24 protein-coding genes are annotated in these 25,027 nt (G+C 67.5%); 9 read left to right on the forward strand and 15 right to left on the reverse strand.

Annotated elements, in window-relative coordinates; all coding sequences use genetic code 11:
* Nucleotides 1–91: 91 nt before the first annotated feature.
* Entirely contained in the window at nt 92–2,527 is a 2,436-nt protein-coding gene (locus tag ASD72_RS08755; protein WP_081420239.1) for an FG-GAP-like repeat-containing protein, read from the forward strand.
* A gap of 76 nt (nt 2,528–2,603) precedes the next feature.
* Here the strand turns inward: ASD72_RS08755 and ASD72_RS08760 are convergent, their stop codons facing one another.
* On the reverse strand, nt 2,604–4,214 hold the full coding sequence (locus tag ASD72_RS08760) for an electron transfer flavoprotein-ubiquinone oxidoreductase (RefSeq protein ID WP_056879526.1): 1,611 nt from the start codon (nt 4,212–4,214) through the stop codon (nt 2,604–2,606).
* Nucleotides 4,215–4,296: 82 nt separating this feature from the next.
* Here ASD72_RS08760 and ASD72_RS08765 point away from each other — a divergent pair, with 82 nt between their 5' ends.
* The gene (locus tag ASD72_RS08765) at nt 4,297–4,920 is read left to right on the forward strand and encodes an alpha-ketoglutarate-dependent dioxygenase AlkB (protein ID WP_056879527.1); all 624 of its coding nucleotides are present in this window, start codon (nt 4,297–4,299) and stop codon (nt 4,918–4,920) included.
* A 4-nt stretch (nt 4,921–4,924) separates the two neighbouring features.
* Here the strand turns inward: ASD72_RS08765 and ASD72_RS08770 are convergent, their stop codons facing one another.
* Genes ASD72_RS08770 through ASD72_RS08790 form a run of 5 tightly spaced genes read right to left on the reverse strand, consistent with a single transcriptional unit; the run spans nt 4,925 to nt 9,282 of the window.
* On the reverse strand, nt 4,925–5,557 hold the full coding sequence (locus ASD72_RS08770; RefSeq protein WP_056879528.1) for an ABC-type transport auxiliary lipoprotein family protein: 633 nt from the start codon (nt 5,555–5,557) through the stop codon (nt 4,925–4,927).
* Complete coding sequence (locus ASD72_RS08775; protein WP_056879529.1) at nt 5,554–6,480, reverse strand: MlaD family protein; 927 nt, start codon at nt 6,478–6,480, stop codon at nt 5,554–5,556. Before ASD72_RS08775 ends, ASD72_RS08770 begins: the two co-directional genes overlap by 4 nt.
* 3 nt (nt 6,481–6,483) lie before the next feature.
* Nucleotides 6,484–7,293 carry an ABC transporter ATP-binding protein gene (locus tag ASD72_RS08780; RefSeq protein ID WP_056879530.1) on the reverse strand — a complete coding sequence of 270 codons (810 nt, stop codon included), beginning with the start codon at nt 7,291–7,293 and terminating at the stop codon, nt 6,484–6,486.
* Nucleotides 7,294–7,297: 4 nt separating this feature from the next.
* On the reverse strand, nt 7,298–8,413 hold the full coding sequence (locus tag ASD72_RS08785; RefSeq protein ID WP_056879531.1) for an MlaE family lipid ABC transporter permease subunit: 1,116 nt from the start codon (nt 8,411–8,413) through the stop codon (nt 7,298–7,300).
* Nucleotides 8,410–9,282 (reverse strand): DMT family transporter, encoded by an 873-nt coding sequence (locus ASD72_RS08790; RefSeq protein WP_056879532.1) that lies wholly within the window; start codon nt 9,280–9,282, stop codon nt 8,410–8,412. Before ASD72_RS08790 ends, ASD72_RS08785 begins: the two co-directional genes overlap by 4 nt.
* A 104-nt stretch (nt 9,283–9,386) precedes the next feature.
* On the opposite strand from ASD72_RS08790, the gene ASD72_RS08795 reads away from it, so the two are divergent.
* A complete protein-coding gene (locus tag ASD72_RS08795; protein ID WP_056879838.1) occupies nt 9,387–10,634 on the forward strand; it encodes a threonine/serine exporter family protein in 1,248 nt (415 codons plus the stop codon).
* 65 nt (nt 10,635–10,699) lie between these two features.
* On the opposite strand, the gene ASD72_RS08800 is transcribed toward ASD72_RS08795, so the two are convergent.
* From ASD72_RS08800 to ASD72_RS08815, 4 genes are all read right to left on the reverse strand, one after another.
* On the reverse strand, nt 10,700–11,071 hold the full coding sequence (locus tag ASD72_RS08800; RefSeq protein ID WP_056879533.1) for an H-NS histone family protein: 372 nt from the start codon (nt 11,069–11,071) through the stop codon (nt 10,700–10,702).
* Nucleotides 11,072–11,168: 97 nt separating this feature from the next.
* Nucleotides 11,169–12,863, reverse strand: coding sequence for a proline--tRNA ligase (locus tag ASD72_RS08805; protein ID WP_056879839.1), 1,695 nt, complete (start codon nt 12,861–12,863; stop codon nt 11,169–11,171).
* 61 nt (nt 12,864–12,924) lie between these two features.
* The gene (locus ASD72_RS08810) at nt 12,925–13,203 is read right to left on the reverse strand and encodes a DUF4124 domain-containing protein (protein WP_056879534.1); all 279 of its coding nucleotides are present in this window, start codon (nt 13,201–13,203) and stop codon (nt 12,925–12,927) included.
* Between the two features lie 8 nt (nt 13,204–13,211).
* Nucleotides 13,212–13,601, reverse strand: coding sequence for a DUF4124 domain-containing protein (locus ASD72_RS08815; protein ID WP_056879535.1), 390 nt, complete (start codon nt 13,599–13,601; stop codon nt 13,212–13,214).
* Between the two features lie 92 nt (nt 13,602–13,693).
* Between ASD72_RS08815 and pssA the strand changes: the two genes are divergently transcribed.
* The 3 genes from pssA to rimI are packed head-to-tail and all read left to right on the forward strand — an operon-like array spanning nt 13,694 to nt 15,407.
* Nucleotides 13,694–14,473, forward strand: a complete 780-nt coding sequence (gene pssA, locus ASD72_RS08820; protein ID WP_056879536.1) for a CDP-diacylglycerol--serine O-phosphatidyltransferase — start codon at nt 13,694–13,696, stop codon at nt 14,471–14,473.
* A complete protein-coding gene (locus ASD72_RS08825) occupies nt 14,470–14,901 on the forward strand; it encodes a hypothetical protein (RefSeq protein WP_056879537.1) in 432 nt (143 codons plus the stop codon). The genes pssA and ASD72_RS08825 overlap by 4 nt, the downstream gene beginning before the upstream one ends.
* Nucleotides 14,898–15,407: a ribosomal protein S18-alanine N-acetyltransferase gene (gene rimI, locus ASD72_RS08830; protein ID WP_056879538.1), complete on the forward strand. Its 510-nt coding sequence runs from the start codon at nt 14,898–14,900 to the stop codon at nt 15,405–15,407. The genes ASD72_RS08825 and rimI overlap by 4 nt, the downstream gene beginning before the upstream one ends.
* A gap of 211 nt (nt 15,408–15,618) precedes the next feature.
* On the opposite strand, the gene ASD72_RS08835 is transcribed toward rimI, so the two are convergent.
* The 4 genes from ASD72_RS08835 to ASD72_RS08850 all read right to left on the reverse strand — a co-directional run bounded on the left by ASD72_RS08835 (nt 15,619) and on the right by ASD72_RS08850 (nt 20,955).
* Nucleotides 15,619–16,047 carry an isoprenylcysteine carboxylmethyltransferase family protein gene (locus ASD72_RS08835; protein WP_056879539.1) on the reverse strand — a complete coding sequence of 143 codons (429 nt, stop codon included), beginning with the start codon at nt 16,045–16,047 and terminating at the stop codon, nt 15,619–15,621.
* Between the two features lie 35 nt (nt 16,048–16,082).
* Nucleotides 16,083–18,971: a valine--tRNA ligase gene (locus ASD72_RS08840; RefSeq protein WP_056879540.1), complete on the reverse strand. Its 2,889-nt coding sequence runs from the start codon at nt 18,969–18,971 to the stop codon at nt 16,083–16,085.
* A 69-nt stretch (nt 18,972–19,040) separates the two neighbouring features.
* Nucleotides 19,041–19,463, reverse strand: a complete 423-nt coding sequence (locus ASD72_RS08845; protein ID WP_056879541.1) for a DNA polymerase III subunit chi — start codon at nt 19,461–19,463, stop codon at nt 19,041–19,043.
* Between the two features lie 22 nt (nt 19,464–19,485).
* Nucleotides 19,486–20,955 (reverse strand): leucyl aminopeptidase, encoded by a 1,470-nt coding sequence (locus ASD72_RS08850; RefSeq protein ID WP_056879542.1) that lies wholly within the window; start codon nt 20,953–20,955, stop codon nt 19,486–19,488.
* Nucleotides 20,956–21,085: 130 nt separating this feature from the next.
* Here ASD72_RS08850 and lptF point away from each other — a divergent pair, with 130 nt between their 5' ends.
* Together lptF and lptG are read left to right on the forward strand one after the other, a co-directional pair.
* Entirely contained in the window at nt 21,086–22,165 is a 1,080-nt protein-coding gene (gene lptF / locus ASD72_RS08855; protein ID WP_056879543.1) for an LPS export ABC transporter permease LptF, read from the forward strand.
* Nucleotides 22,162–23,265: an LPS export ABC transporter permease LptG gene (gene lptG / locus ASD72_RS08860; RefSeq protein ID WP_056879544.1), complete on the forward strand. Its 1,104-nt coding sequence runs from the start codon at nt 22,162–22,164 to the stop codon at nt 23,263–23,265. Before lptF ends, lptG begins: the two co-directional genes overlap by 4 nt.
* Nucleotides 23,266–23,274: 9 nt before the next feature.
* Here lptG and ASD72_RS08865 read toward each other — a convergent pair whose 3' ends face one another.
* Nucleotides 23,275–23,745 carry an RDD family protein gene (locus ASD72_RS08865; RefSeq protein WP_056879545.1) on the reverse strand — a complete coding sequence of 157 codons (471 nt, stop codon included), beginning with the start codon at nt 23,743–23,745 and terminating at the stop codon, nt 23,275–23,277.
* Nucleotides 23,746–23,990: 245 nt separating this feature from the next.
* On the opposite strand from ASD72_RS08865, the gene xerD reads away from it, so the two are divergent.
* Entirely contained in the window at nt 23,991–24,944 is a 954-nt protein-coding gene (gene xerD, locus ASD72_RS08870) for a site-specific tyrosine recombinase XerD (RefSeq protein ID WP_056879546.1), read from the forward strand.
* The last annotated feature ends 83 nt before the right edge of the window (nt 24,945–25,027 follow it).

The raw sequence follows: 25,027 nt of genomic DNA on the forward strand, positions 1-25,027 counted from the left end.
AGCCAAGTAGACCTACTTGGCTGTTTTCATTTCCACGGGCTGGGCTATAGTGTCTGTTCAGGGGCTCCAACTGTTTTTCTTGAGGGTACGTATGAAACTCCGCATTGGCGCTTGCGCCTTGGTATTGGCATTGGCCGGGTGCAGTGGAGAAAGCCCCGAATCTGGGGTGGCAGGGATGCGGGGTGTCGCCGCAAGCAAGGCGACCGGCAGCCTGCCGGCCTCGCTGGCGTTGAGCCGCGCGATCGGCGCTTCCATCGCCAACGCGCCGGACCGTGGCGCACTGCTCTCTTATCCGAACAAGGCGACGGCCACCAAGCAGGAGGGCGCCTATACCTGGTACCCGACCTCCATCAGCGAGGCCCACGCGTTCAAGGGTATCGCGGACGGCGAAATGACCGTGCCGGCGCCCGATGGCAGCCAGGTGAAGCTGCGCTACGAGCGCCACGTCGAGGAAATCGACGGAAACTGGACCTGGATCGGCCGCGTCGTAGGCGGCGATCAGATGCAGGAAGCCATCATCACCTTCGGTGAGAAGGCAGTCTTCGGCTCGATTCCCCAGGCCAACGGCAAGCCGGCGCTGAGCCTGCAGACGCGCAACGGTTCCGTGTTCGCGGTGCTGACCGACCCGTCCAAGGTCGTGTCCGCCACCAAGGGGCACGTGGACGTGATGGTGCCCGAGGCGGCAGCACTCCGCTCCTCGATGGGTGCTGCGGTATCTCAGGCCGCCCAGGTCAGCCAGGGTGCGACGGCGATCGCCCAGGGCGCGCCCCAGACGGCCGCCAACACGATCGATATCGCCATTGGCTACACCCCGGAGTTCGCAACGGCGAACGGTGGTGCCTCCGGCGCTGCGACGCGTCTGGTCTACCTGGTCCAGGTGGGCAACCAGGCGTTCGTCAACAGCAACATCAACGGCTACCTGCGTATCGTCAACGCGGTGCAGGTCAGCTACACCAATACCAACACCAACCAGGCGGCATTGTCCGAATTGACCGGCAGCAATGGTCAGTCCGCGGTCACGATACCCGCCAGCCTGGCACCGTTGCGTACCGCCCGCGACCAGTACGGCGCCGATATCGCGGTGCTGGTCCGCAAGTTCAACACGCCCGAAAACGCGGGCTGCGGTATTGCCTGGCTGAACGGCGCCAACCAGACCGCGATCACTGCCGCTGATGCCTCGTGGGGTTATGCGGTCATCAGCGATGGTTACGATCAGGGCACCGATGGCGCGACGTACTACTGCGCGGACGAAACGCTGGTCCACGAAGCGGCGCACCTGATGGGTTCCGCGCACGATCGCGCCAACTCGAAGATCAATGACAACCTGCCGCCTGGCGGCACCAACCAGTTGTTCGGTCGTTACCCCTACTCGTTCGGCTACAAGACCGCGGCGGCGTCGGGCAACTTCTACACGGTGATGGCTTACGGCGACGAAGGTCAGATCGCGCACCGTATCTTCTCGACGCCGTTGAAGAGCACGTGCGGCGCCGCAGCCAACCTCGTGTGCGGTGTCGCGGACAGCGAAGACAATGCCCGCAGCCTGAATCAGACGCTTCCCATCGTTGCGACGTTCCGGGCGACGGTGGTCGCGTTCGGCAAGGTGCCGAATGATTTCGACGGAGACGGTAGGTCCGACGTGTACTGGCGCAACGCGAGCACTGGCAACAACGATCTTTGGACCATGAATGGTCTCGCGATTGCATCTTCCTCGTTCGTTTACAGCGAACCAAGTGCCGCGTGGAAAGTCATCGGGACCGGATTCTTCAATTCCGATGCCAAGGCCGACGTGCTATGGCGGAATACATCGACCGGGCAGGTCTACATCCAGCACATGGATGGCAAGACCGTACTTGCGACTTCGGGTTATTCGCGCACTGTCGCCGACCAGAACTGGAAAGTGGTCGCGCTTGGTGATTTCAACAACGACGGCGTTACCGATCTGTACTGGCGGAACACCGTTGATGGTTCCCACGATCTTTGGCTGATGGGCGCCTTGAATCCTGTCCAGATGCAACGTGTCTACAATGAGCCGAATCTGGCGTGGAACGTCATCGGTACCGGGGATTTCAACGGTGATTCGCTGGCGGACATCATCTGGCGCAACACTTCCACGGGCGAGAACTACATCCAGTTCATGAGCGGCGCCAACATCCTCGCCGGAACCGGGTTTACGCGTCGGGAAGCCAATCAAGCCTGGAAGATCGTTGCCATCCGCGACTTTGATGGCGACGGCAAGTCGGATATCTATTGGCGCAACGACACTACGGGTGTCTGCCATGTCTGGCTGATGGATGGATTGACCGTCCGTAGCGATACGAGGGTGTACACCGAAGCGAACCTTGCGTGGAAGGTCGTGAATTCGGGTGATTACAATGGGGACGGGCTTGGCGACCTGTTCTGGCGTAACAGCACCACGGGCGAGAACTACGTCCAACTGATGAACGGCACCAGCATCACCGGAGGTGCGCTGGTTTATCGGGTGGCAGATACGTCATGGCAGGTTACGGGTGGCGACCGGCTGAATTGATGGGTTGCCAACTGGACTAACAGAAAGGGCGGGGTGCGAACCCCGCCCTTTGCTTTGGTACTCCAGACCTACTACATCACAGGTTCTGGTAATTCGGCCCCGAGCCGCCTTCCGGCGTCACCCAGTCGATGATCTGGTAGGGGTCCTTGATGTCGCAGGTCTTGCAGTGCACGCAGTTGGCGGCATTGATCTGCAGGCGCTTGCCCTCGCCGTCATCGACGATCTCGTAAACGCCTGCCGGGCAGAAGCGCGTGCAGGGGTTGTCGTATTCGGCGGCGCAACGGCTGACGCAGACGGAGGTGTCGTGCACGCGCAGGTGCACGGGCTGGTCCTCATCGTGTTCGGTGGCGGCGAAATAGACGCCCTGCAGGCGATCGCGTGGCGCGAGCGTGCGGTCCACGTAATCGCGCTTGGGCTCTTCGTGCTCGCCGACTTTGTCGAGCGACGACCAGTCCGCCTTCACCTTCAGCGTCCACGGCGACAGGCCGCCGGTGACGGTTTCCCACGCAGCGTTGACCATGCCGAACCACAGGCCCTTCTTGAAGCCGGGCTTGATGTTGCGCACCGACCTCAGCTCGGCCATCGCCTCGGAGCCGCGCAACTTCGTGTCGTAGCCCTCGGGCTCAAGCTGCGATGCCACCAGGTGCTCGGCGGCCAGCATGCCGCTGCGGATCGCCTGGTGCGTGCCCTTGATCTTCGGCACGTTGAGCAGGCCGGCGGTATCGCCGATCAGCAATGCGCCAGGCATCTCGACCTTCGGCAGTGACTGCCAGCCGCCGGTGACGATGGCGCGCGCGCCGGCGGACAGGATGCTGCCGCCCTCCAGGACCGGTTTGATCAGCGGGTGGTTCTTCCATTGCTGGAAGGCCTCCCACGGCTTGTACTCCGGATCCTTGTAGTCCAGCCCGCTGACGTAGCCCAGCGCGATCTGGTTGTTCTCCAGGTGATAGAGGAAGCTGCCGCCGTAGATGTCGTTGCTGGCCGGCCAGCCGAGGGTGTGCACGATCTTGCCGGGCGTGACGCGGCCTTCCGGCACCTGCCACAGCTCCTTGATGCCGATCGAATACGCCTGCGGATCGCTGTCCTTGTCCAGGGCGAAGCGCTTCACCAGGCGTTTGGTGAGGTGACCACGCGCGCCTTCGGCCAGCACGGTGACCCTGGCGCGGATGTCGATGCCCTGCGTGTAACCGGCCTTGTGGCTGCCGTCCTTCGCGATGCCCATGTCGCCGATGCGCACGCCGAGGACCTTGCCGTCCTCGTCGTGCAGTGTCTCGGACGCGGCGAAGCCCGGGTAGATCTCCACGCCCAACGCTTCGGCCTGCGGCGCCAGCCAGGCGCACATCGCACCCAGCGACACGATGAAGTTGCCGTGGTTGCGCATGCCCGGCGGCACCATCGGGAACTTGCGGCCGCCGTCCTTGCTGAAGTACCAGAACTCGTCGTCCGCGGCCGGCACGCAGACCGGCGGCGGGTTGTCGCGCCAGCCCGGGAGCAGGGCGTCCAGCGGGGCGGGCTCGATCACCGCGCCGGACAGGATGTGCGCGCCGATGGTGCTGGCCTTCTCGATCACGCAGACCGAGATGTCAGGGTTCAGCTGCTTCAGCCGGATGGCGAAGGCCAGGCCCGCGGGGCCCGCGCCGACGGTCACGACGTCGTATTCCATTACATCGCGTTCGACATCGGACATCACTGCGGCTCCGGCATGGCATTAGGCTGCCGGTATTTTCGGGGTTTGCGCGGAACGGGGCAAATCCGCGAGCATCGCCGGCATGACCATACCCTTGCCGCTGCCTGCGGATGGCGTCGACGCAGGGCTGCCCGGCGCCACCTTGCGGTTCCAGCCCGACTGGCTGACGGGGGATGCCGCAGATCGCCTGTTCGACGACCTGATCGATGCCTTGCCGTGGAGCGTGCACCGCATCCGCCTGTTCGGGCGCGAGGTGGATTCGCCCCGGCTCAGCGCGTGGATCGGCGACGCGGATGCGGTGTACCGCTACTCGGGCACGGCCTTCACGCCACATGCCTGGACGGATGCGCTGTCCGCATTGCGGCTGCGGTTGCAGGCCGAACTGGGCGTGCCGTTCAACAGCGTGCTGGCGAACCTCTACCGTGACGGGCGCGATGCGATGGGCTGGCACAGCGACGACGAGCCGGAACTGGGGCCGCAGCCGGTGATCGCGTCGGTCAGCCTGGGGGCGGCGCGCCGGTTCCTGCTGAAGCACCGGAAGGAGGCGACGATGCGCGCGGCGATCGAATTGCCGCACGGGAGCCTGCTGGTGATGTCAGGCGATACGCAGCGCGTCTACCGCCATGCCTTGCCGCGTACGACACGGCTGTTGGGGCCGAGGATCAACCTGACCTTCCGCTACGTGGATCCCGCCCGACGTCGCTGACGGGTCAGCGGCGCAGGGGCGCGTCGTCCCGGCCCGCCACCAGCAACCAACCCACCAGATCCGCCGTGGCGGCCGACAGCGCGCCGTCGAAGGCCTGCGCCACCTGGGCGACCTCCACCGACGTAGCCGGCTGCTGCTGAAGGAAGGTGCGCGAGGCCACCACGCGCTGATCGCGGCTGCTGACGAGCTTGGCGCTGATCTCCACCACGGCCGATGGCACGGCGGCACCGGCGTAATCCGCTTCGAAGCGGCGCACATCCATCACCAGCTTGTAGTCGCCGAGGATGCCGGCGTCGGCGCTGGCCACGGCGGGAATGCGGCCGGAGTCTTCCAGTGTGCGCTGCACCGCGTCCTGCACCAGCTCGGTCGCCGGCTGCGCCCATGACACGCCGCGATAGACCTGCAGTTCGCCGGGCGTGGGACGCACCGAGATACGCGGGCTGTCGACCACGCGCGCGGCGGTGGGCTTGGCGATCACCAGCGACCAACCGACCGTGGGCCATTCCGCCCGCGCCGGCACGCGGATGTCGGGTGCGTAGATCGTCACCGGGTCGCGTTGTTCGCTGCCGAGGATGGAACATCCGGCCAGCGCGAATGCCATCAGGGAGACACACAGGGAGATGCGCAGCGCTTTCATTTCGGGTCGAACTCCTTCGGTGCGTCGCGGCCCAACAGGTAGCGCGCGGGATTGCCTTCGAGGCGGTCGCTGACGCGGCGCAGATCGCGCACCAGCCCGCGCAGTTCGGTGAGGGTGGGGCCCAGCTGGCCCAGGCCGTCGTTGGCGAAGCTGTTGATGGCGGCGCGGTTCTCGCCAATGATCGCGTCGGCGTTGCCGGCGGCGGAGTCCAGCTTGCCCAGCGTGCTTTCCAGCTTGGCGAGGATGTCCGGCAGCTCGCGTACCAGGTTCTGGTCCAGGCGCTCGATGGTGCCGTTGGTGGTGGTCAGGGTCTTGTCGAGGTTCTGGGCGGCGTCGCGCGCGCTGACGATCAGCGATTCCAGCCCGTCCTCGCGGCTGGCCAGCGAATTGCTCATCGATTCCAGATTCTCGAGCGTGGCGGTGATGCTGGCGACGTTCTTGTCGCTGAGCACCTGGTCCAGGCGCTCCACGATCCGGTTGGCGGTGTCGGTGATGTTCTGCAGCGCGGACGGCGCGGTCTGGATCACCGGGGCTTCGCGCGTGTCCACGCTGGTCAGTGTCGGCGCCTGCGGCGTGCCGCCGCTGAGCTGGATGATGGTGGGCCCGGTCAGGCTGGTGATGGCGAGTTTGGCGCGGGTGTCGGTCTTGACCGGCGTGTAGGACTCCACGCGGATGCGCGCGACCACCTGGCGTGGGTCGTTCGGCGCCAGCGACAGCTTGGTGATCGAGCCCACCGCGATGCCGTTGTACTGCACGGGACTGCCGACCGACAGGCCGGTGACGGCCTCCCGGAACACCACCTGGTATTCCTGCCAGGTGCGTTCGGACGAATACTTGGCCGCCCACAGGCCGAACAGCAGCAGCGCGGCCGCGATGATCAGCGTGAAGGCGCCGATGAGCACGTAGTTGGCACGGGTTTCCATCGATCAGACCGCCGTTTGCGTGTGGGGTGGCCCGTGGGCCGTCTGTCCGTCGCGCGCGGCGCGTGCGCGTGGACCATGGAAATATTCCTGCACCCAGGGATGATCGAAGCGTTCGACCTCGCTGAGCGGTGCGACGGTGACAACCTGCTGGTCGGCCAGCACGGCGACGCGGTCGCAGATCGCGTACAGCGTATCCAGATCATGGGTGATCAGGAACACCGTCAGCCCCAGCGCCTCCTGCAGCGTCTTGATGAGCCGGTCGAACGCGGCCGCGCCGATCGGGTCCAGGCCGGCGGTGGGTTCGTCGAGGAAGAGCAGGGGCGGATCGAGGGCCAGCGCACGTGCCAGGCCGGCCCGCTTGCGCATGCCGCCGGACAGCTGCGAAGGCAGCTTGTTGAGCGCATCGGCAGGCAGGCCCGCCAGCTTGACCTTGAGCAGCGCCAGTTCGTAGCGCCAACTGTCGGGCAGCTCCGGATGGTGTTCCTTCAACGGCACCTGCACGTTCTCGCCCACGGTCAGCGAGGAGAACAGTGCGCCGTCCTGGAACAGCACGCCGGTGTTGCGTTCGATGTGCTGGCGCGCGGCGGGGTCCTCCGAGCGCGCATCCTCGCCAAGCACCGTGATCTGCCCTTCATCGGGCTGGCGCAGGCCGAGGATCGAGCGCATCAGCACCGACTTGCCGGTGCCGGAACCGCCGACCACGCCGAGGATCTCGCCACGACGCACGTCCAGGTCGAGGCCTTCGTGCACGGTCTGCTCGCCGAAGCGGTTGACCAGGCCACGCACGCGGATGATGGGGCTTTCGTCGCTCATCGCCTCACCAGTCCATGTGCATGAACCACAACGCGGCGAGCGCGTCGATGATGATGACCAGCGAAATCGTCTGCACCACGCTCGATGTGGTGCGCTCGCCCACCGATTGCGCGGTGCCTTCCACGCGCAGGCCTTCCAGGCAGCCGATCAGGCCGATCACCAGCGCGAACACCGGCGCCTTGGACAGGCCCACGAGGAAGTGCTTCACCTCGATGGTGTCGTGCATGCGGGCGATGTACATCTGCGGCGGGATGCCCAGGTCGAATGCACCGACGGTGACGCCGCCGGCCAGGCCCGCCATCATCGAGATGAAGGTCAGCAGCGGCAGCATCACCAGCAGCGCGATCAGGCGCGGAATGACCAGCAGGTCGATCGGGTCCAGGCCCAGCGTGCGGATCGCATCGATCTCCTCGCGGCTCTTCATCGCGCCGATCTGCGCCGTGAATGCGGAGGCGGTGCGCCCGGCCAGGACGATGGCGGTCATCAGCACGGCGAACTCGCGCAGGAACGCGATGCTCACCAGTTCCACCACGTAGATTTCCGCGCCGAAGTCGCGCAGTACCGTGGAGCCGAGGAACGCGATCACCGCGCCCACCATGTACGAGAGCAGGATCACCAGCGGCACGGCGTCCAGGCCGACGGCTTCCATGTGCGCGACCGTGGCGGTGGGTCGGAAGCGGCGCGGCTCCTTCACCATGCGCACCAGCTTGACCAGGTTCTCGCCGGTGAAGCTCAGCAGCGCGACGATCTCCTGGCCGTTCTCGTGCACGCGATAGCCGAGGCGCGAGAGCGCGGCCAGCACGCCATAGTCGCGCTTGCGCGGGGGGCGGTCGTCGGCGACGTCCTCGATGGTGCTGACCAGGGCGCGATGGTCCTGGCGGAAGGCGATGTCGGACAGTTCCATGCCGCGGCGCTTGGCGAAGCGCAGCAGCTGCAGCACGCCGGCGGAATCGATGCGGTCGATGGCGGTCGCATCGATGCGCGTCACCGCCTCGGGCAGGCCGCGCAGTTCCTCGGCCACCACCAGGGCGCTCGAGAGCGTCCAGTCGCCGCCCAGCCGCACCTGGCCAGGCTCGGCGGGATCGGCTTCGCAGTGCGGGCGGGCAAGGGTGGGGGTCATGGCGTCGCTCGGCCAAGGAGCATACAGGCTATCCCGCTGAACGTGAGGACCACGCCGATGAACGCCCGCTTGCCGAGCGGTTCGCGCAACCACAGCGCGGCGAGCACCACCAGGAACACCGATGCCGATTCGTTGAGGATCGCCGCCACCGACGCCGAAGTGAACTTGTAGCCGCCAAGCCACAACACCATGGACAGCCCCTGGCCGACCAGGGCGGCGAGCAGCAGGCGTCGCCACGGGACATCGGCCGCGACGAAACGCATGCGCGCGCGCATCGCAGGCAGTGCGGCCAGTGCGATCAGGCCCGCCACCGCGCCGGCCAGCCGCAGCAGGGTCACCCACAGCAGCGGTTGCGTCTCCAGCGTCCGCTTGACCATCACGATGGCGATCGCCATCAGCGCGATCGCGAGCAACCCGATCATGACGCCGCGCGCGGTGTGCTGCGGATGCGTCTTCCATTGGTCCGGCGGTCGGCTGACCAGCAGGACGCCGAGGCCCACCAGCGCGAAGCCCACCCACTGTCCGGCGCCCAGGCGCTCATCGAGGAACACGAAACCGAGCAGCAGCACGAGCGGGCTGTAGAGGTTGCCGATCACGCCCATCCGGCCCGCGCCGAGTTCGTTGAGCGCACGGAAATACAACGTGTCCGCCAGCGCGATGCCGATCACGCCGCTGGCGACGACGATGGCGAGTTCGGCCGCCGGCAGCGAGGGCCAGCTGCCGGCATGGACCACCAGCGCCACCGGCGCCAGCACGGCGAGCACCAGCCCGTTCTTGAGCAGGTTGAGCGCGAGCGGCGGCAGGTACGCACCGAGTTGTCGCGCCAGGATCACGCCCACCGCCCAGGTCGCTGCGCTGCCCAGTGCCATGGCTTCGCCGATGCCCACCCGTCCCCCTGCCTGTCGTGTCAGTGCGTAGTGTAAGCAGGTGCCCGATGAAGGCGACGGCCCACGGCTTCGGCGATACTGTGCCGATGGCCGACGACACGCTCACCACCGCCACGTACGCCCAGCGCATCGCCTTCGTGTGCGAGATCGCCGGGCGCCTGCACAGTTACGGCACGACCGCGCAGCGCCTGGAGGGCACCGTCGTCGGCCTGTCCCAACGGCTGGGGCTGGATTGCGAGCCCTGGTCGAATCCCACCGGCCTGATCCTGAGTTTCAGCGACCCGGCGCGGCCGCTCGGCGCCAGCGACAGCACGCGGGTGATCCGGCTTGCGCCCGGCGAAACCGACCTGCACAAGCTGAGCGAAGCGGACCGCATCGCCGACGCCGTGTCGGCCGGCGAGATGAGCATCGCCCAGGGTCACACTGCGCTGCGTGCGCTCGATCGCGCGCGCAGCGTGCGCTGGCGGGCGATGCAGATCTTCGCCTCCGGCCTGGCGGCGGCGGCCGTGGCAGGCCTGTGGCGGCTGCCATGGCTCGACATGGCGACCGCGGGCCTCATCGGCGTGATCATCGGCGTGCTCGGCGAGCTGATCGCGCGCCGTCCGCAGATGAAGGAGGCCAGCGATGCGATTTCCGCGCTGGTGGCCGGCTTCGTCGCGATCCTGATCGCCAATTTCATCGCGCCGCTGAACCTCAACACGGTGATCATCGCCTCGCTGATCGTGCTGCTGCCCGGCATGGCGCTGACCAATGCGGTGAACGAGCTCACCAGCCAGCACCTGGTCTCGGGCGTGGCGCGTTTTGCGGGTGCGCTGGCCACCGTGTTGAAGCTCACGGTCGGCAGCATGATCGCGGTGACCCTGGCGCAACTCTTGGGACTGTATCCGGAGGTGCGCGCCCTGCGTCCGCAGCCGGAATGGGTCGAATGGGCCTCGATGGTGGTGGCGGCCTATGCCTTCGCGGTGCTGTTCAAGGCGCACCGGCGCGACTACTTCTGGGTGATGGCGGCCGCCATCGCCGGCTACAGCATTTCGCGCTATGCAGGCGCGGCCTGGGGCAGCCCGGTGGGCATCTTCCTGTCCGCGTTGACGCTCACGGCCGCGGGCAATGCGTTCGCGCGCTGGGCCAACCGGCCGGGCGCGCTGATCCGCGTGCCGGGCATCCTGATGCTGGTGCCGGGCAGCACGAGCCTGCGTGGATTGCTTACGCTGGTGCAGCAGCAGGACGTGGGCGTCGGGCAATCCGCGCTGCTGGCCGTCACCAACGTGGTGATGGCGCTGATCGCGGGCCTGCTGTTCGGCAACCTGCTGATCTCCTCGCGCAAGAATCTCTGACGCCGCTTGGCGCAAACGAAAAACGGGAGGCCAGGCCTCCCGTTCTTGTTCGATCTTGAAGCGCCTTACTTCTTCTTGATGAGGAAGTCTTCGGCCTTCTTGCCCTTGGCGATCAGTGCGGCCATCCAGCGCGGGTGCTTGCCGCGGCCGGTCCAGGTTTCCTTGGGATTGGCCGGGTTGCGGTACTTCGGCGCCACCTTGCCCAGCTTGCGGCCGGCGCGTGAGGCGGCAGGCTTCGCCGTCGTCTTCGCGGCGGCGCGTCCGGGGGTGCCGAACAGTTCCTCCAGCGTGTAGCCCTCGGCCTTCGCGAACTTGGTGATCTTGCCGCGCACCGTGGCGATGGGCGTGCGCTTGGCCAGCTTGGTCTGTTGTTCCTTGGCCTTGGCGATCAGGGCGCCAAGTTCCTTGGCGGACAGGTTACGCAGGTCGATCGACATCAACTATCTCCAATCAGGAAGGGAAAGCCCATCCATGGCGGTCGCCCGATCATAAGCGAGCGGGCAAGCGTGGTTCAAACCGCGTCGCCGCCGATGCTCACCCGCGCAGGCGGGCGAGCAGCTCCTCGCGTCCGATGTTCTCCGCGTCGGTCGCACGGCGTGCGCGGTACTCGAACGTGCCCGCCGCGAGGCCGCGCTCGGACACCACCACGCGATGCGGGATGCCGATCAGCTCGATGTCGGCGAACATCGCGCCGGGGCGCAGGCCGCGGTCGTCGAGGACGGCTTCGATGCCGCTCGCCTGCAGGTCCGCCAAGAGCTGCTCGGCCGCCGTGTTCACTGCTGCGTCGTTCTTCGGATTGATCACGCAGACGGCCACGGCCCAGGGCGCCATCGGCACGGGCCAGATGATGCCGTTGGCGTCGTGGTTCTGCTCGATCGCGGCGGCGACGATGCGCGACACGCCGATGCCGTAGCAGCCCATCGCAGGCGCGGCGGCCTTGCCGGCGTCGTCCAGCACGGTGAACTTCATCGCTTCGCTGTACTTGCGGCCGAGCTGGAACACATGGCCGACCTCGATGCCGCGCACGAGGCGGAGCTCGCCGCCATCGGCGGCCTTGTCGCCTTCCACCACATTGCGAATGTCGGCCACGGTTTCCGGTTCGCCCAGGTCGCGGCCCCAGTTGACGCCTGCCAGGTGGTAGCCCGCTTCGTTCGCGCCGACGACGAAGTCCGCCATCGCGGCGACGTCGCGGTCGGCGACCACGCGGATCGCCTGGCGCGCATTCACCGGGCCGAGGAAGCCGGGCTCACTGCCGAGGTGCGCGGCGATCTCCGCCTCGCTGGCCATGCGGTAGTCGGCCAGGCCGGCGACCTTGCCCAGCTTGATCTCGTTGACGGCGTGGTCACCGCGCACCAACGCCAGCACGAAGCCACCGTCGGTCATCACCGCGATCGACTTCACCGTGCGCTGCAACGGAATACCGAGCAGCGCGGCGACGTCCTCGCAGGTCTTCTGCGTGGGCGTGGCGACCTTGTTCATCGTTTCCGATGCGGCCGCACGCGGGCCGGGCGCGGCAGCCTGCGCCTTCTCGACGTTCGCCGCGTAGTCCGAACCGGTGGAGAAGGCGATGGAGTCTTCGCCCGATTCGGCCAGTACGTGGAATTCCTGCGACGCATCGCCGCCGATGGCGCCGCTGTCCGCCTGCACCGCGCGGAAATCCAGGCCCAGGCGGGTGAAGATGCGCGTGTACGCCGCATGCATGTTGCGGTACTCGCGCCCCAGGTCTTCGTCGGTGATGTGGAAGGAGTAGGCGTCCTTCATCACGAACTCGCGCGCGCGCATCACGCCGAAGCGCGGGCGGATCTCATCGCGGAACTTGGTCTGGATCTGGTAGAAATTGACCGGCAGCTGCTTGTAGCTGGACAGCTCCTGGCGCGCGAAGTCGGTGACCGCTTCCTCGGCCGTCGGGCTGTAGCAGAAGTGCTGTTCCTTGCGGTCGGTGATCTTCAGCAACTGGCCGCCGAACTTCTCCCAGCGCCCGGTTTCCTCCCACAGCTCGCGCGGCTGGATGGTCGGCATGATCATCTCGATCGCGCCGGCGCGGTCCATTTCCTCGCGTACGACGGTCTCCACCTTGCGCAGCACGCGCAGGCCCAGCGGCGACCAGGTGTACAGGCCGGCGGCCAGCTTGCGGATCATGCCGGCGCGCAGCATCAGCTGGTGGCTGACCAGTTCGGCGTCGGCCGGGGTTTCCTTGGTGGTGCGGAGGTGGAACTGCGACAGGCGCATCGGCATCGGCGTTCAGGGGGACGAATCGCCTATTTTGCCAGCCTTGACCGCTCGCGGGGCGCTATTCCTGCGTATCGACGCCGTCGCCGCTCACCCGGACGCCTGCAGGCGTGTCGCGGTCGATGCGCTCGTAATGTCGCCCTTTCGGCGGTTGTTCGGTGACCTGGAGGACACCGGCATCATCGCGCCAACGGTAGAGCGATGGGCGGGTGTCGACGGCGGCGGCCTTCTGCCGCGCCTCCCGTCGTTGATCGCCGTGGCCAGCCTCATCCCGGGAAAACCACCAGGCGACGCCGGCGCCGATCAGCAGGCCCGCCGCGATGGCCAACCAGGCGCGCATCCGCCGGCTCAGGCGCCAGCGGGGCAGTAGGCCTTCACGGCCGCTTCGGCGAGGGCTCGCTGGTTGGCGCGTGCCGTTTCATCCAGGGTCGCATCGGGCTTTCCGTCGCCATCGGTATCCTGGCGGACCACGGTATTGCTGCTGGCCAGGATCCGCAGGTTCGCCCGCGCGCCCGTGCACTGCGCGTTCTCGACGGATTTGCCGGCAGGCTGTGTTTCCACGGGGGCCGCGCCGTACTGGTTGATCCGGCGGTTCCGGACCTCCTGGCTGGGCGGCGGCGTATCCGAGTAGTGGGTGACGCCGTTCTTGTCCTTCCACTGGTAGACCTGCTGGGCCTGCACGGTGGAGGCTACGGCGAGGCACAGCGCCAGCGCGGCGAGGCAGGGGGCGAGGCGCATGGCAGGCTCCGGGATCGAGGAGCCCCGATTGCAGCACCCCTAGGCCGTGCAGGCAAGCCGGGGCGCGGACGGCTTGGGCTAAACTGGGACCCATGAACGAAATCAAGCCGCCCCCGCGTTCGCGCGGGATCTACCTGTTGCCCAACCTGTTCACCACCGCGGGCCTGTTCGCCGGGTTCTTCGCGATCATCGCCGCCGCCAACGGACAGTTCGTCAATGCGGCCATCGCCGTGTTCGTGGCGGGCCTGATGGACGGCATCGACGGGCGGGTGGCGCGACTGACCGGCACCAGCAGCGACTTCGGCGTGCAGTACGACTCGCTCGCCGACCTGGTCAGCTTCGGCCTGGCGCCGTCGCTGGTGATGTACCACTGGTCGCTGTCGGCACTGAAGTTCGACGGCGGCGTGATGGGGCGCGTCGGTTGGGTGGTGGCGTTCCTGTATGCCGCGTGCGCCGCGCTGCGGCTGGCCCGTTTCAATACGCAGGTCGGGACGGTGGACAAGCGCTGGTTCATCGGCCTGGCCAGTCCGGCCGCCGCAGGGCTGATGATGTCGTTCGTCTGGGCGTTCGCCGATGGCGAGCTGGGCTGGACCGGCGAAGAGCTCCGCTATGTGGCGCTGGCGGTGACGCTGGTGGCGGCGTTGCTGATGGTCAGCCGCATCCGCTTCTGGAGTTTCAAGGGCACCGGCGAGGGCGGCGCGAAAGCCGACCGCATTCCCTTCGTGGTGCTGGCGCTGGTGCCGCTGGTGCTGGCGATCCTCTTCATCGACCTGCCGCGCACGCTGTTCGCGGTAGGCGTGGTCTACGCGCTGTCCGGGCCGGCCTACTGGCTGTGGCAGCGTACCCGTCGTACCCGGGACGGCGTCGCATGATGCCGGCGGCGGACCGCTTGTGGTCGGCCGAGCAGCAGGGCTGGCTGGGCGCGCTCGGGCATACCGTCTACTTGCCGGCCGACTGGCCGACCGAAGCCGGCGCGCCGACGCAGGTCGTGGAACCGGCCGCTGTGCGTGCCGAGCGCGAACCAGCGGTTGCGCCGTCCCGTGCTCGCCCGCCTGCGCGTGAAGCGGTGGAGCGGCCCGCGCCCACGCGTGCCGCGTCGGCGCCGCGCGCACCAGGCTCGCGCCTGCCGGACCGCCTGCATTTCGCGTTGATCCGTGCGTCGGGCTGCAATCCGAATGCGCCCGGTGCGGCGGAGCTGTTCGCGCAATGGCCCAGCTCCGCGGCGTTGCGCGGTGATCCTGCGGCCAAGCGTGCGTTGTGGCCCACCTTGCGCCGGCTGCGGCGGGGCACGCCGGCATGAGTGCGTTGGGCGTCGAGACCTCACCGGCGTCCACCCCCAGCCTGCGGCCGATGCGCGAGGCCGACCTGGACGCCGTGCTGGCGATCGAGCAGCGCGGTTATCCCTTTCCGTGGACGCGCGGGATCTTCCGTGACTGCCTGAAGGCGGGTTATCCGTCGTGGGTGCTGACCGAGCACGGTCTGGTGATCGGCTATGGGTTGCTGAGCATCGCCGCCGACGAAGCGCACGTGCTGAACATCTGCATCGCCCCGGAGCGGCAGGGGCGGGGGCTGGGCCGGTACCTGCTGCGTGCACTGGTCAAGATCGCGCGCGACCTGCGCGCCCAGCGCGTGTTCCTGGAAGTGCGTCCGTCCAATCCGGGCGCCATCGCGCTGTACCACAGCGAGGGCTTCAACGAGATCGGCCGCCGGCCGCGTTACTACCCGGCCCGCGACGGCCGCGAGGACGCCCTGGTGATGGCGATCGAACTGGTCGCCGACGACATCACCACGATGCCGCCGTTGTAGGGCGAGCCTCGCGGCAATGTTTCCAACGTCATCCCGGCTTTCGCCGGGATGACGGAAAACAATCGGCCCGGTCTTTGTCCGTCATTCCCGCGGAAGCGGGAATCCATCCTGCTTCCGGCGCTGCCGGGGAGCGGATCGCGACGTCAACGTGGATCCCAGCTTTGGCCGGGATGACGGCGACGGTCGGAACTGGGGCGCGGGCCCTCGGGCACTAAAGCCAGCGTCGGACGCGAGCGCGGTATGCCTCGTATGCGGCCCCGAACGTCGCCGAAAGCGCGCGCTCCTCCGGCAGGATCTGGTATCGGGTGACGAACGCCATGTACAACGGCGCACCCACGCACGCGGCGGGATGCCGCAGCCAGCACGCCCAGGCGACCAGCAGCAGGGCGTGCCCCAGATACATCGGATTGCGCGAGAGGCGATGCAGTCCGGTGGTCACCAGCACGCGCGACGACGCCGGACGAAGCGGGTTCACCGTGGTGCCTGCCCGGCCGAAGGCGAGCTTCGGCCAAAGATTGAACAGCAGGCCGAGGGCCGCGAGCGACGCGACCAGCGCCGAGCGCAGCGCCGACGGCAGCGCGATGAATCCCGCAGGCCAGAGATGCACGGCACCCCAGGCGATGGCGCCGCACAGCACCATCACGACCGGGGGCGGGGCGCAGGTCTCCAGCCGGTTCAGAGTTTCGCGCGCTGCCCGTGCAGGGCGGCAAGCTGGCCGCTCCAGTCGGCCAGGCGCTGGCGCTCCTGGTCGATCACCGCCGGCGGCACCTTGTCGGTGAACTTGGCCAGCTTGGCCTCGCTCTTGTCCTTCTCGCCAGCGACGCGCGCGATCTCCTTGTCCAGGCGCGCACGCTCGGCGTCCAGATCGACCAGACCCTCCAGCGGCACCAGCAGCTTCAGCTCGCCGACCACCGCGGCCGCGGAGGCGGGCGCATCGGTGCCGGCCTCCAACCACGCGATGTTGTCCAGCTTCAGCAGGAACGACAGCGACGAAGTGAAGCGCGTGATACGGGCGCGGTCGTTGTCGTTGCCGTCCTGCAGGCGCAGAGCGATGGTCTTGGCGGGCGACACGTTCAGCTCGCTGCGCACGCGACGCAAGGTCGACACCATCGTCTTCAGCCACTCCACGTCGGCTTCGGCTTGCGCGTAGTCCTGGCCGGCGAAGTCGCTGGTGGCCGGGTAGGGGCGCAGCGAGACGGTGCCGCCGTCGATGCCGAGCTTCGGCGCGACCTGCTGCCATAGCTCCTCGGTGACGAACGGGGTCAGCGGGTGCAGCAGGCGCAGCAGCGTTTCCAGTACGTGCAGCAGCGTGTGGCGCGTGCTGTCGGCGGCAGTCGCGTCATCGCCATTGAGCGCGGGCTTGGCGAGTTCGACGAACCAGTCGCAGAATTCGTTCCACGCGAACTCGTACAGCGCCTGCGACAGCAGGTCGAAGCGGTACGCGGCGAACTGCGTTTCGACTTCCGCAACCACCTTGGTCAGGCGCGAGAGGATCCACTTTTCGGCATCCGTCTTCGGCTGCGGCGCGCCGCTGGCGGTGAAGCCGTCGGTGTTCATCAGCACGAAGCGGGTGGCATTCCACAGCTTGTTGCAGAAGTTCTTGTAGCCCTCGGCGCGGCCCATGTCGAACTTGATGTCGCGACCGTGGGTCGCCAGCGCGGCGATGGTGAAGCGCAGCGCGTCGGCGCCGTGCGGCACGATGCCATCCGGGAATTCCTTGCGCGTGGCCCTCTCGATCTTCGGCGCGTCACTGGGCTTCATCAGGTTCGTCGTGCGCTTGGCGACCAGGTCTTCCAGCGAGATGCCGTCGATGATGTCCAGCGGGTCGAGCACGTTGCCCTTCGACTTGGACATCTTCTGGCCGTCCTTGTCGCGGATCAGGCCGGTCATGTACACGTCGCGGAACGGCACCTGGCCGACGAAGCTGTCGGTGGCCATGACCATGCGCGCCACCCAGAAGAAGATGATGTCGAAGCCGGTGACCAGCACCGACGACGGCAGGTAGCGGTCGAAGCCGCGCTCCGCCATCGCCTTCGTGTCCGGCCAGCCCATCGTGCTGAACGGCCACAGCTGCGAGGAGAACCAGGTCTCCAGCACGTCTTCGTCGCGGCGAAGGCCGTTGGTCTTTAGCGTCTCTATCCTTTGTTCGAGTTCTTCCGTTGATGCGGGCGACAGATCGCCGGATTCCAAGAGCTTCAGTTCGAGAAGCTCTCTTAGAAGTGCGGCGACTTTGGCATCGAAAGCCTCCCGTGCAGCTCCTTCGGTACGAGCAACGTAACATTCGTCCTCGGCGTCGAACCAAGCGGGAATGCGATGGCCCCACCAGAGCTGGCGGCTGATGCACCAGTCCTGGATGTTCTCCATCCAGTGGCGGTAAGTGTTGATCCAGTTCGGCGGGACGAACTTCACTTCGCCCGGCTTTCCATCAATACCGCCGACGAGTTCCAGGCCGCGCTTGGCCAGGCCATCCATCTTCACGAACCACTGGTCGGTCAGGTAGGGCTCGATCACCTGGTTGGTACGGTCGCCGCGCGGCACCTGCAGCTTGTGCGGTTTGGTTTCGACCAGCAGGCCGAGATCCTCGAGGTCCGCGAGCACGACCTTGCGCGCTTCGTAGCGGTCCAGGCCGCGGTACTTCTCCGGCGCGTTCTCGTTGATCGCCGCGGTCGGCGTCAGCAGATTGATCAGCGGCAGGTCGTGGCGCAGGCCCACCTGGTAGTCGTTGAAGTCGTGCGCGGGCGTGACCTTCACCACGCCGGTACCGAACTCGCGGTCGACGTAGTCGTCGGCGATGACCGGGATCTCGCGCTCGGTCAGCGGCAGCTTCACCGTCTTGCCGATCAGGTGCGCGTAGCGCTCGTCTTCCGGGTGCACCATCACCGCAGTGTCGCCGAGCATGGTTTCCGGGCGCGTCGTCGCGACCACCAGCGAACCGTTGCCGTCCGCGAGCGGGTATTCGATCGACCACAGGAAGCCGTCTTCCTCGACGTTCTCCACTTCCAGGTCGGAGATCGCCGTCTTCAGCACCGGATCCCAGTTGACCAGGCGCTGGCCGCGGTAGATCAGGCCCTGCTCGTGCCAACGCACGAAGGCTTCGATGACGGCTTTCGATGCCGCTTCGTCCATGGTGAACGTGCTACGCGACCAGTCGCCCGACGCGCCCATGCGGCGCATCTGACGCTCGATGGTGTCGCCGGACTGCGCCTTCCACTCCCACACCTTGGCGATGAAGCCGTCGCGGCCCAGCGAGTCGCGCGTCTCGCCCTTGCCTTCCTGCGCCAGGTTGCGGCTGACCACCATCTCCGTCGCGATGCCGGCGTGGTCGGTGCCCATCTGCCACAGCGTGTCGTAGCCGCGCATGCGGTGGTAGCGCACCAGCGCGTCCATCAGCGTGTGCTGGAACGCGTGGCCCATGTGCAGCGTGCCGGTGACGTTCGGCGGCGGCAGCAGCACGGTGTAGGGCTGGCCGGTACCGCTCGGCTTGAAGTAGCCGGCGGCTTCCCACTGCGCATAGAGGCGGGATTCGAAGGATTTCGGGTCGTAACTGGAGGCGAGGTCGGTCATCGTGTCGGTGTGGTTGCTGCGATCGCGCGAACGCGGATCGCGTGGTCAGCGGCGGGGCCGCCGAGGGCGTTACATGTCGTGCTTGTTCACGTCGTAGCCGCGCGCCTTGTACTGCTTCCAGCGTTCGCGCAACGGCTCGCGCGCGGATGGGTCGGCGGGCACCACTTCCAGCACGCGCTCGCAGGCGCCGGCGAAGGCGTCGTCGCGCAGGTTGATGACCAGCGCGCGGGGGGGCACGTCGACATCCGGCGTGGCGATCAGCACGGGCGTCAGTTCGTCCTCTTCGTCGCCGGCGATCTGGTGCGGGATGTAGGCGTCCGGATCGAACTCCCACAGCAACTCGTCCAGTTCCTCCGCCTGCGCGGCATCGCGTGCCAGCACCAGCGTCCACTGGTTGCTGTCGTAGGCCTTGCGGGCCAGTTCGCAGACCAGCTTGAGGGGTTCCTCAAGGAAGCGCGGCTTGGCGATCAGGTAGAAGTCGGCACGGGCCATGGCGTCGGGTTCGCGTCGCCGGTCAGGCGACGCGGTCCAGCAGCCACTGGCTCAGCAGGCCGACCGGACGACCGGTGGCCATGCCGCGTTTGCCTTCATCGTTCGCCACGCCGGCGATGTCCAGGTGCGCCCAGCGCTGGCCTTCGGTGAAGCGCGCGAGGAAGCAGCCGGCGGTGATCGCGCCGGCCCAGCGGCCGCCGATGTTGTAGACGTCGGCGAAGCTGGACTCCAACTGGGTCTGGTACTCGTCCCACAGCGGCAGGCGCCAGGCGCGGTCGAACACGGTTTCGCCGGCACCCAGCAACTCGTTGCTGAGGTCGTCGTGCTTGCTCATCAGGCCGCTGGCGTAGCGGCCGAGCGCCACGATGCAGGCGCCGGTCAGCGTGGCCACGTCGACCAGCGCGGCGGGCTTGAAGCGCTCGGCGTAGGTCAGCGCGTCGCACAGGATCAGGCGGCCTTCGGCGTCGGTGTTGCCGACTTCGATCGTCTTGCCGGACATGCTGGTGATGACGTCGGACGGACGGTACGCGTTGCCGTCGATGGCGTTCTCGACTGCCGGCACCACCACGATCAGATTCAGCGGCAGCTTCATCTTCACGGCGGCCACGAACGTGCCGATGACGCTGCCCGCGCCCAGCATGTCGTACTTCATTTCCTCGATGCCGCCCTGGGTCTTCAGGTTCACGCCGCCGGTATCGAAGGTGATGCCCTTGCCGACCAGCACGTACGGCTTGGCGTCGCCGCCACCGTTCCACTTCAGCACGATCAGGTGCGGACGGTTGGCCGAACCGCGGGCCACGGCCAGCAGCGAGCCCATGCCGAGCGCTTCCATCTGCGTTTCGTCGAGGATCTCGGCGTCCGCGCCGTTCTCGGTTGCGTACTTCCGCGCCTGCTCGGCCAGGTAGGCCGGGGTGCAGATGTTCGGCGGCAGGTTGCCGAGTTCACGGGTGGTCTGCACGCCGGTGGCGATGGCCACGCCCTGCGCCAAGGCCTGCGCGTCGTCGCCGCTGATGGCGAACCGGGTCAGGCCCGGGTCATCGTTCTTCTTCTTGCCCAGGGTCGCGGTGTAGCGGTAGCAGGCGTGGTCGGCGGCGATCACGGCCTGGCGGATCTTCCACGCGGCATCGCGGTCCTTCACGTCCACTTCGGACAGGGTGAACAGCGCGGTCTTCACCGGGCCGGTCTTCAGGGTGCGGGCGGCATCGCCCACGGCCTTCAGGTATTGCGCCACGCCGAACTTGGCGGCTTCGCCCAGGCCCACGACCAGCACGCGCGGCGCGGTCACGCCGGGCAGGTCGTGCAGCAGCGTGGTCTTGCCGGTCTTGCCACCGACATCGCCCCGCTGGACCAGGGCCGAGAGCTTGCCGCCGCTGGCCGCGTCCACGGCCTGTGCCGCCGGCGTCAGGCTCTTGTCGGCGTAGGCGCCGACCACGACGCAGTCGACGCCGGACAGGGCGGGGGCTTCGTGGTTCAGGGTGAATTCCAGCGTCATTGATCAGATTCCCGGTTCAGTTACGTACAATCGCGGGCCGGATGAACGATGGCAGGCGCCATCCCGGACCGCACAGACCGCCGCCGCAGGCGCGGCGCACAAGCCCGAGATTGTAAATCAAGCCCTCCTGATGCCGAAGCTGGACCGCTACCTCTTCCGGGAATTCACCCAGAGCTTCCTGGCCACCCTGATCATCCTGCTGATGGTCAGCGTGGGCGGCGTGATGGCGGACCTGCTGGGCGACGTGGCCGACGGCAAGGTGCCCGCCCGCCTGCTGCTGTCCCAACTGGGGCTGCAATTCCTGAACTACATGCCCTACATCATCCCGCTGGCGCTGATGCTGGGGCTGCTGCTGGCGTTCTCGCGCCTCTATCGGGATTCGGAAATGGCCGTGCTGACGGCGGCGGGCATCGGCCCGCGCCGGTTGCTGCGACCGCTGATGATGCTGGTGGTGCCGGTGGTGGCGCTGGTGGCGACCTGCTCGCTGTGGCTCGGCCCCTGGGCGCTGCGCACGGCCCACCAGATGCTGGACCACGCCAATCGCAGCCTGGTCGTGTCCGGGCTGGATGCCGGCAAGTTCACCGTGCTGTCGAGCGGCGCGGTGGTCTACGTCAGCGCGCTGTCCCCGGACGGTACCGGGCTGAGCAAGGTCTTCATGCACCGGTCGAAGGACGGCCGGATCGACGTGGTGACGGCCAAGTCCGGGCAGATGTTCTTCGAGGGCGACCGCAATCGCTACCTGCGCCTGGACGACGGTTTCCGCGTCGAAGGCCCCGATGGCGGTGGCCTGGATTACCGGTTGATCCGGTACAGGTCGAATGAGGTCGCGCTGCCTGACCGGGCGGACACCCTGGACAAGGACGATCCGGAGCTGCTTCCCACGCCGCAGTTGCTGGCCGATCCGCGCCCGGAAGCCAACGCCCAGATCCATGCGCGGCTCACCCCGCCGCTATTGGCGCTCGCCTTCGCCCTGTTGACCTTGCCGCTCTCGCGCAGTTCGCCGCGGCAGGCGCGCTATGGGCGGGTGATGCTCGGCTTCCTGGCCTACCTCGTGGGCGTCAGCCTGATGTTCAACGGCACCCAGCTGCTGGCCGACGGCAAGCTGCCGGGCTTGGCCGGTCTGTGGTGGCTGACGCTGCCGCTGCTCGCCGCCGCGATCTGGTTCTACCTGCGTGACGGCAAGCTCTCCCGGCCGCGGAGGCGCGCATGAGGCTCACCCCACGCTTGCACGACGTCTATGTCGGCCAGGTGGTCCTGGTCACCGTGCTGCTCACCTGGGCGGTGCTGGTAGGCCTGGATGTGGTGATGGCGTTGTCCGGCGAAGTCAGCGACCTGGGGCAGGGCAACTACACCTTCGGCCACGCCGTGGCCTGGGTGCTGTACACCGTGCCTCGTCGCGCCTACACGATGTTCCCGACGGCGGCGGTGATCGGCTCGCTGATGGGCCTGGGCCAATTGGCCGCGAGCTCCGAGCTGACCGCACTGCGCGCGCTGGGCCTGTCGCGGCGGCGCCTGAGCATCTCCGTGGCCGCCGCGCTTGCCATCCTGACCGGCCTGATGGTGTTCAGCGGCGAGACCCTGGGCCCCTGGGGCCAGCGCCAGGCGGATGTGCTGAAGATGAGCGCCCGCACGGGCAACGTGGCGATGGATCGCTACTCCGGCCTGTGGGCGCGCGAGGGCAATACCTTCCTGTATGCGCAGAGCGGCGAAGAGAAGGACCAGGGCGGCGGCAAGGTCGCGCTGCAGCTGCGCGACGTGCGCATGTACGAACTGGCCGAGGACGGCCGCCTGGCGTCGATCGCCCACGCCGCCACGGCCGAACACCTGGACGGCTACTGGCTGCTCAAGAACGTGCGCCGCACCACCTTCAACGAACGCTCCGCCACCCAGACCACGGTGCTCGGCGAACGCTGGGAATCGGAACTGGATGCGGCCGTGCTGTCGTCCAGCCTGGTGCGCGCGCGCAACATGCCCAGCCACGAGCTCAGCCAGAACATCGACTACCGCAAGCGCAATGGGTTGGATGCGCGCGATTACGAAGACCAGTACTGGGGCCGCTGGTTCTATCCGCTCAACGTGCTGGCGCTGTGCCTGGCGGCGATCCCGTTCGCCTTCGGCAGCCTGCGCAGCGGCGGCATGGGCAAGCGCCTGTTCCTCGGCATCGTGTTCGCGGTCGGTTTCTGGGCGTTGCAGACCATGTTCGTGCGGTTGGCCGGTGCGTTCCGCCTCGACTACCGCATCGCGTATGCCGTTCCGCCGTTGGCATTGCTGGCGATCTCGTGGGCCATGTTCGGCCGGCGAAGCCGCTAGCGCGACGGGTCAGCGACGCTTCGGCAACCGGATCATGCGGGTGCCGCTGAAGCGGTCGTGGAAGGTCAGGCGGTCGCGGTCGATCCACGCCCACCAGAACCCCAATCCACCCGCGAGCGTGGACAGGCTCGCCAGCGCATAACGGCGCCACAGCGCGCCCGCCGTGGGGGCCGCGCCATCGGCGGCCACCACCTTCAATCGCCACGGACGCATGCCCAGCGTCTGTCCGCCACGTCGCCAGCTGAGCACGGCGTACAGGCCGGTGACCAGCCAACAACAACCCCATTGCAGCCAGGCCAGCAGGCTGAAGGGCTCCACGTTGTGGCGCACGTTGCCGCTGGCGGCGACGTCCACCAGCACGAACGGAATGGCGACGACGAACCACATGGCCAGCACGGGCCACACGTCGTACAGCAGCGACAGCAGGCGCCAGAGGATCAGCGTGCGGGGGGGGGCGGGAGTGGGGGAGGGATCCGTCATCGCGACAGAATACCGGCTAAGGCCGGGCGGCCTCATGTGGGAGCGACGCGAGTCGCGATGGCCAGGGTGGGTCGGGAAGTTCCGGATAGCTGATCCCGTTCGTGGTGGGCCTGTCGAACCACGCACGCGACGCTGCGTCGAGGGGTCACAACATGCCTCTACTCCCGTGAAAGGCGTGGTCCGACAGTCCCCTCGCGACTGGCGTCGTTCCCACAGGACGCATGGGCATGGCCTAAGCTTGCCGCATGTCTTCCCGTACCCCTGCAGAACGCCGCCAGCAGGCGCATGCGCTGCCGCCCGTTCCCGCGGACGACGAGGCGGCGATCGCCGCCTTCCTGGACGCGATCTGGGCCGAAAGCGGCCTGGCGCGACCCACGCTGGACAGCTACCGGCGCGACCTGGAGGGCTTCGCGCGCTGGCGCAATGGCCGCGAGGGCGGATTGTCCGCCGCCGATCGCGTGGGCCTGTTCGATTACCTGGCGTGGCGCACGCGCGAAGGCTATTCGCCACGCAGCAACGCGCGCCTGCTGTCGGCGCTGCGTGCGTTCTTCGCCCATCGACTGCGCCTGGGCGAGCGTCGCGACGACCCGACCGCGTTGCTCGATCCGCCGCGCTTGCCGCGTTCGCTGCCCAAGGCATTGTCGGAGACCGAGATCGACGCCCTGCTGGCCGCGCCCGACACCGACGCCCCGCTGGGCCTGCGCGACCGCGCCATGCTGGAGCTGATGTACGCCGCCGGCCTACGCGTCAGCGAGCTGGTGAACCTGCCGGCCAACGCCGTGAACCTGCGCCAGGGCGTGTTGCGGGTCACCGGCAAGGGCAGCAAGGAGCGCCTGGTGCCGCTGGGCGAGGAATCCCAGCACTGGCTGGAAACCTATCTCGCCCGGTCGCGCCCGGTCCTGGCGGGCAAGCGCAGCGTGCCGGCGCTGTTCCTGGAGCCGGATGGCGAACCGCCCACGCGGCAGCGTTTCTGGTCGCTCGTGAAGCGGTACGCAGGCACGGCGGGCATCGATCCGGTGCGGATCAGCCCGCACGGCCTGCGCCACAGCTTCGCCACGCACCTGTTGAACCATGGCGCCGACCTGCGCGCCCTGCAGCTGCTGCTGGGGCACAGCTCCCTGTCGACCACGCAGATCTACACGCTGGTGGCGCGCGAGCACCTCAAGCAGTTGCACGGGCGGCACCATCCGCGGGCTTGAGCGGCATCACACTTGCGGACGGTTAAGCTGCCCGCCGCGCCCGCTGTGCCAGAATCCCGGTCTTCGCCAAGCTGTGGCTGTTG

This window comes from Pseudoxanthomonas sp. Root630 (assembly GCF_001427585.1).
GTDB lineage: Bacteria > Pseudomonadota > Gammaproteobacteria > Xanthomonadales > Xanthomonadaceae > Pseudoxanthomonas_A.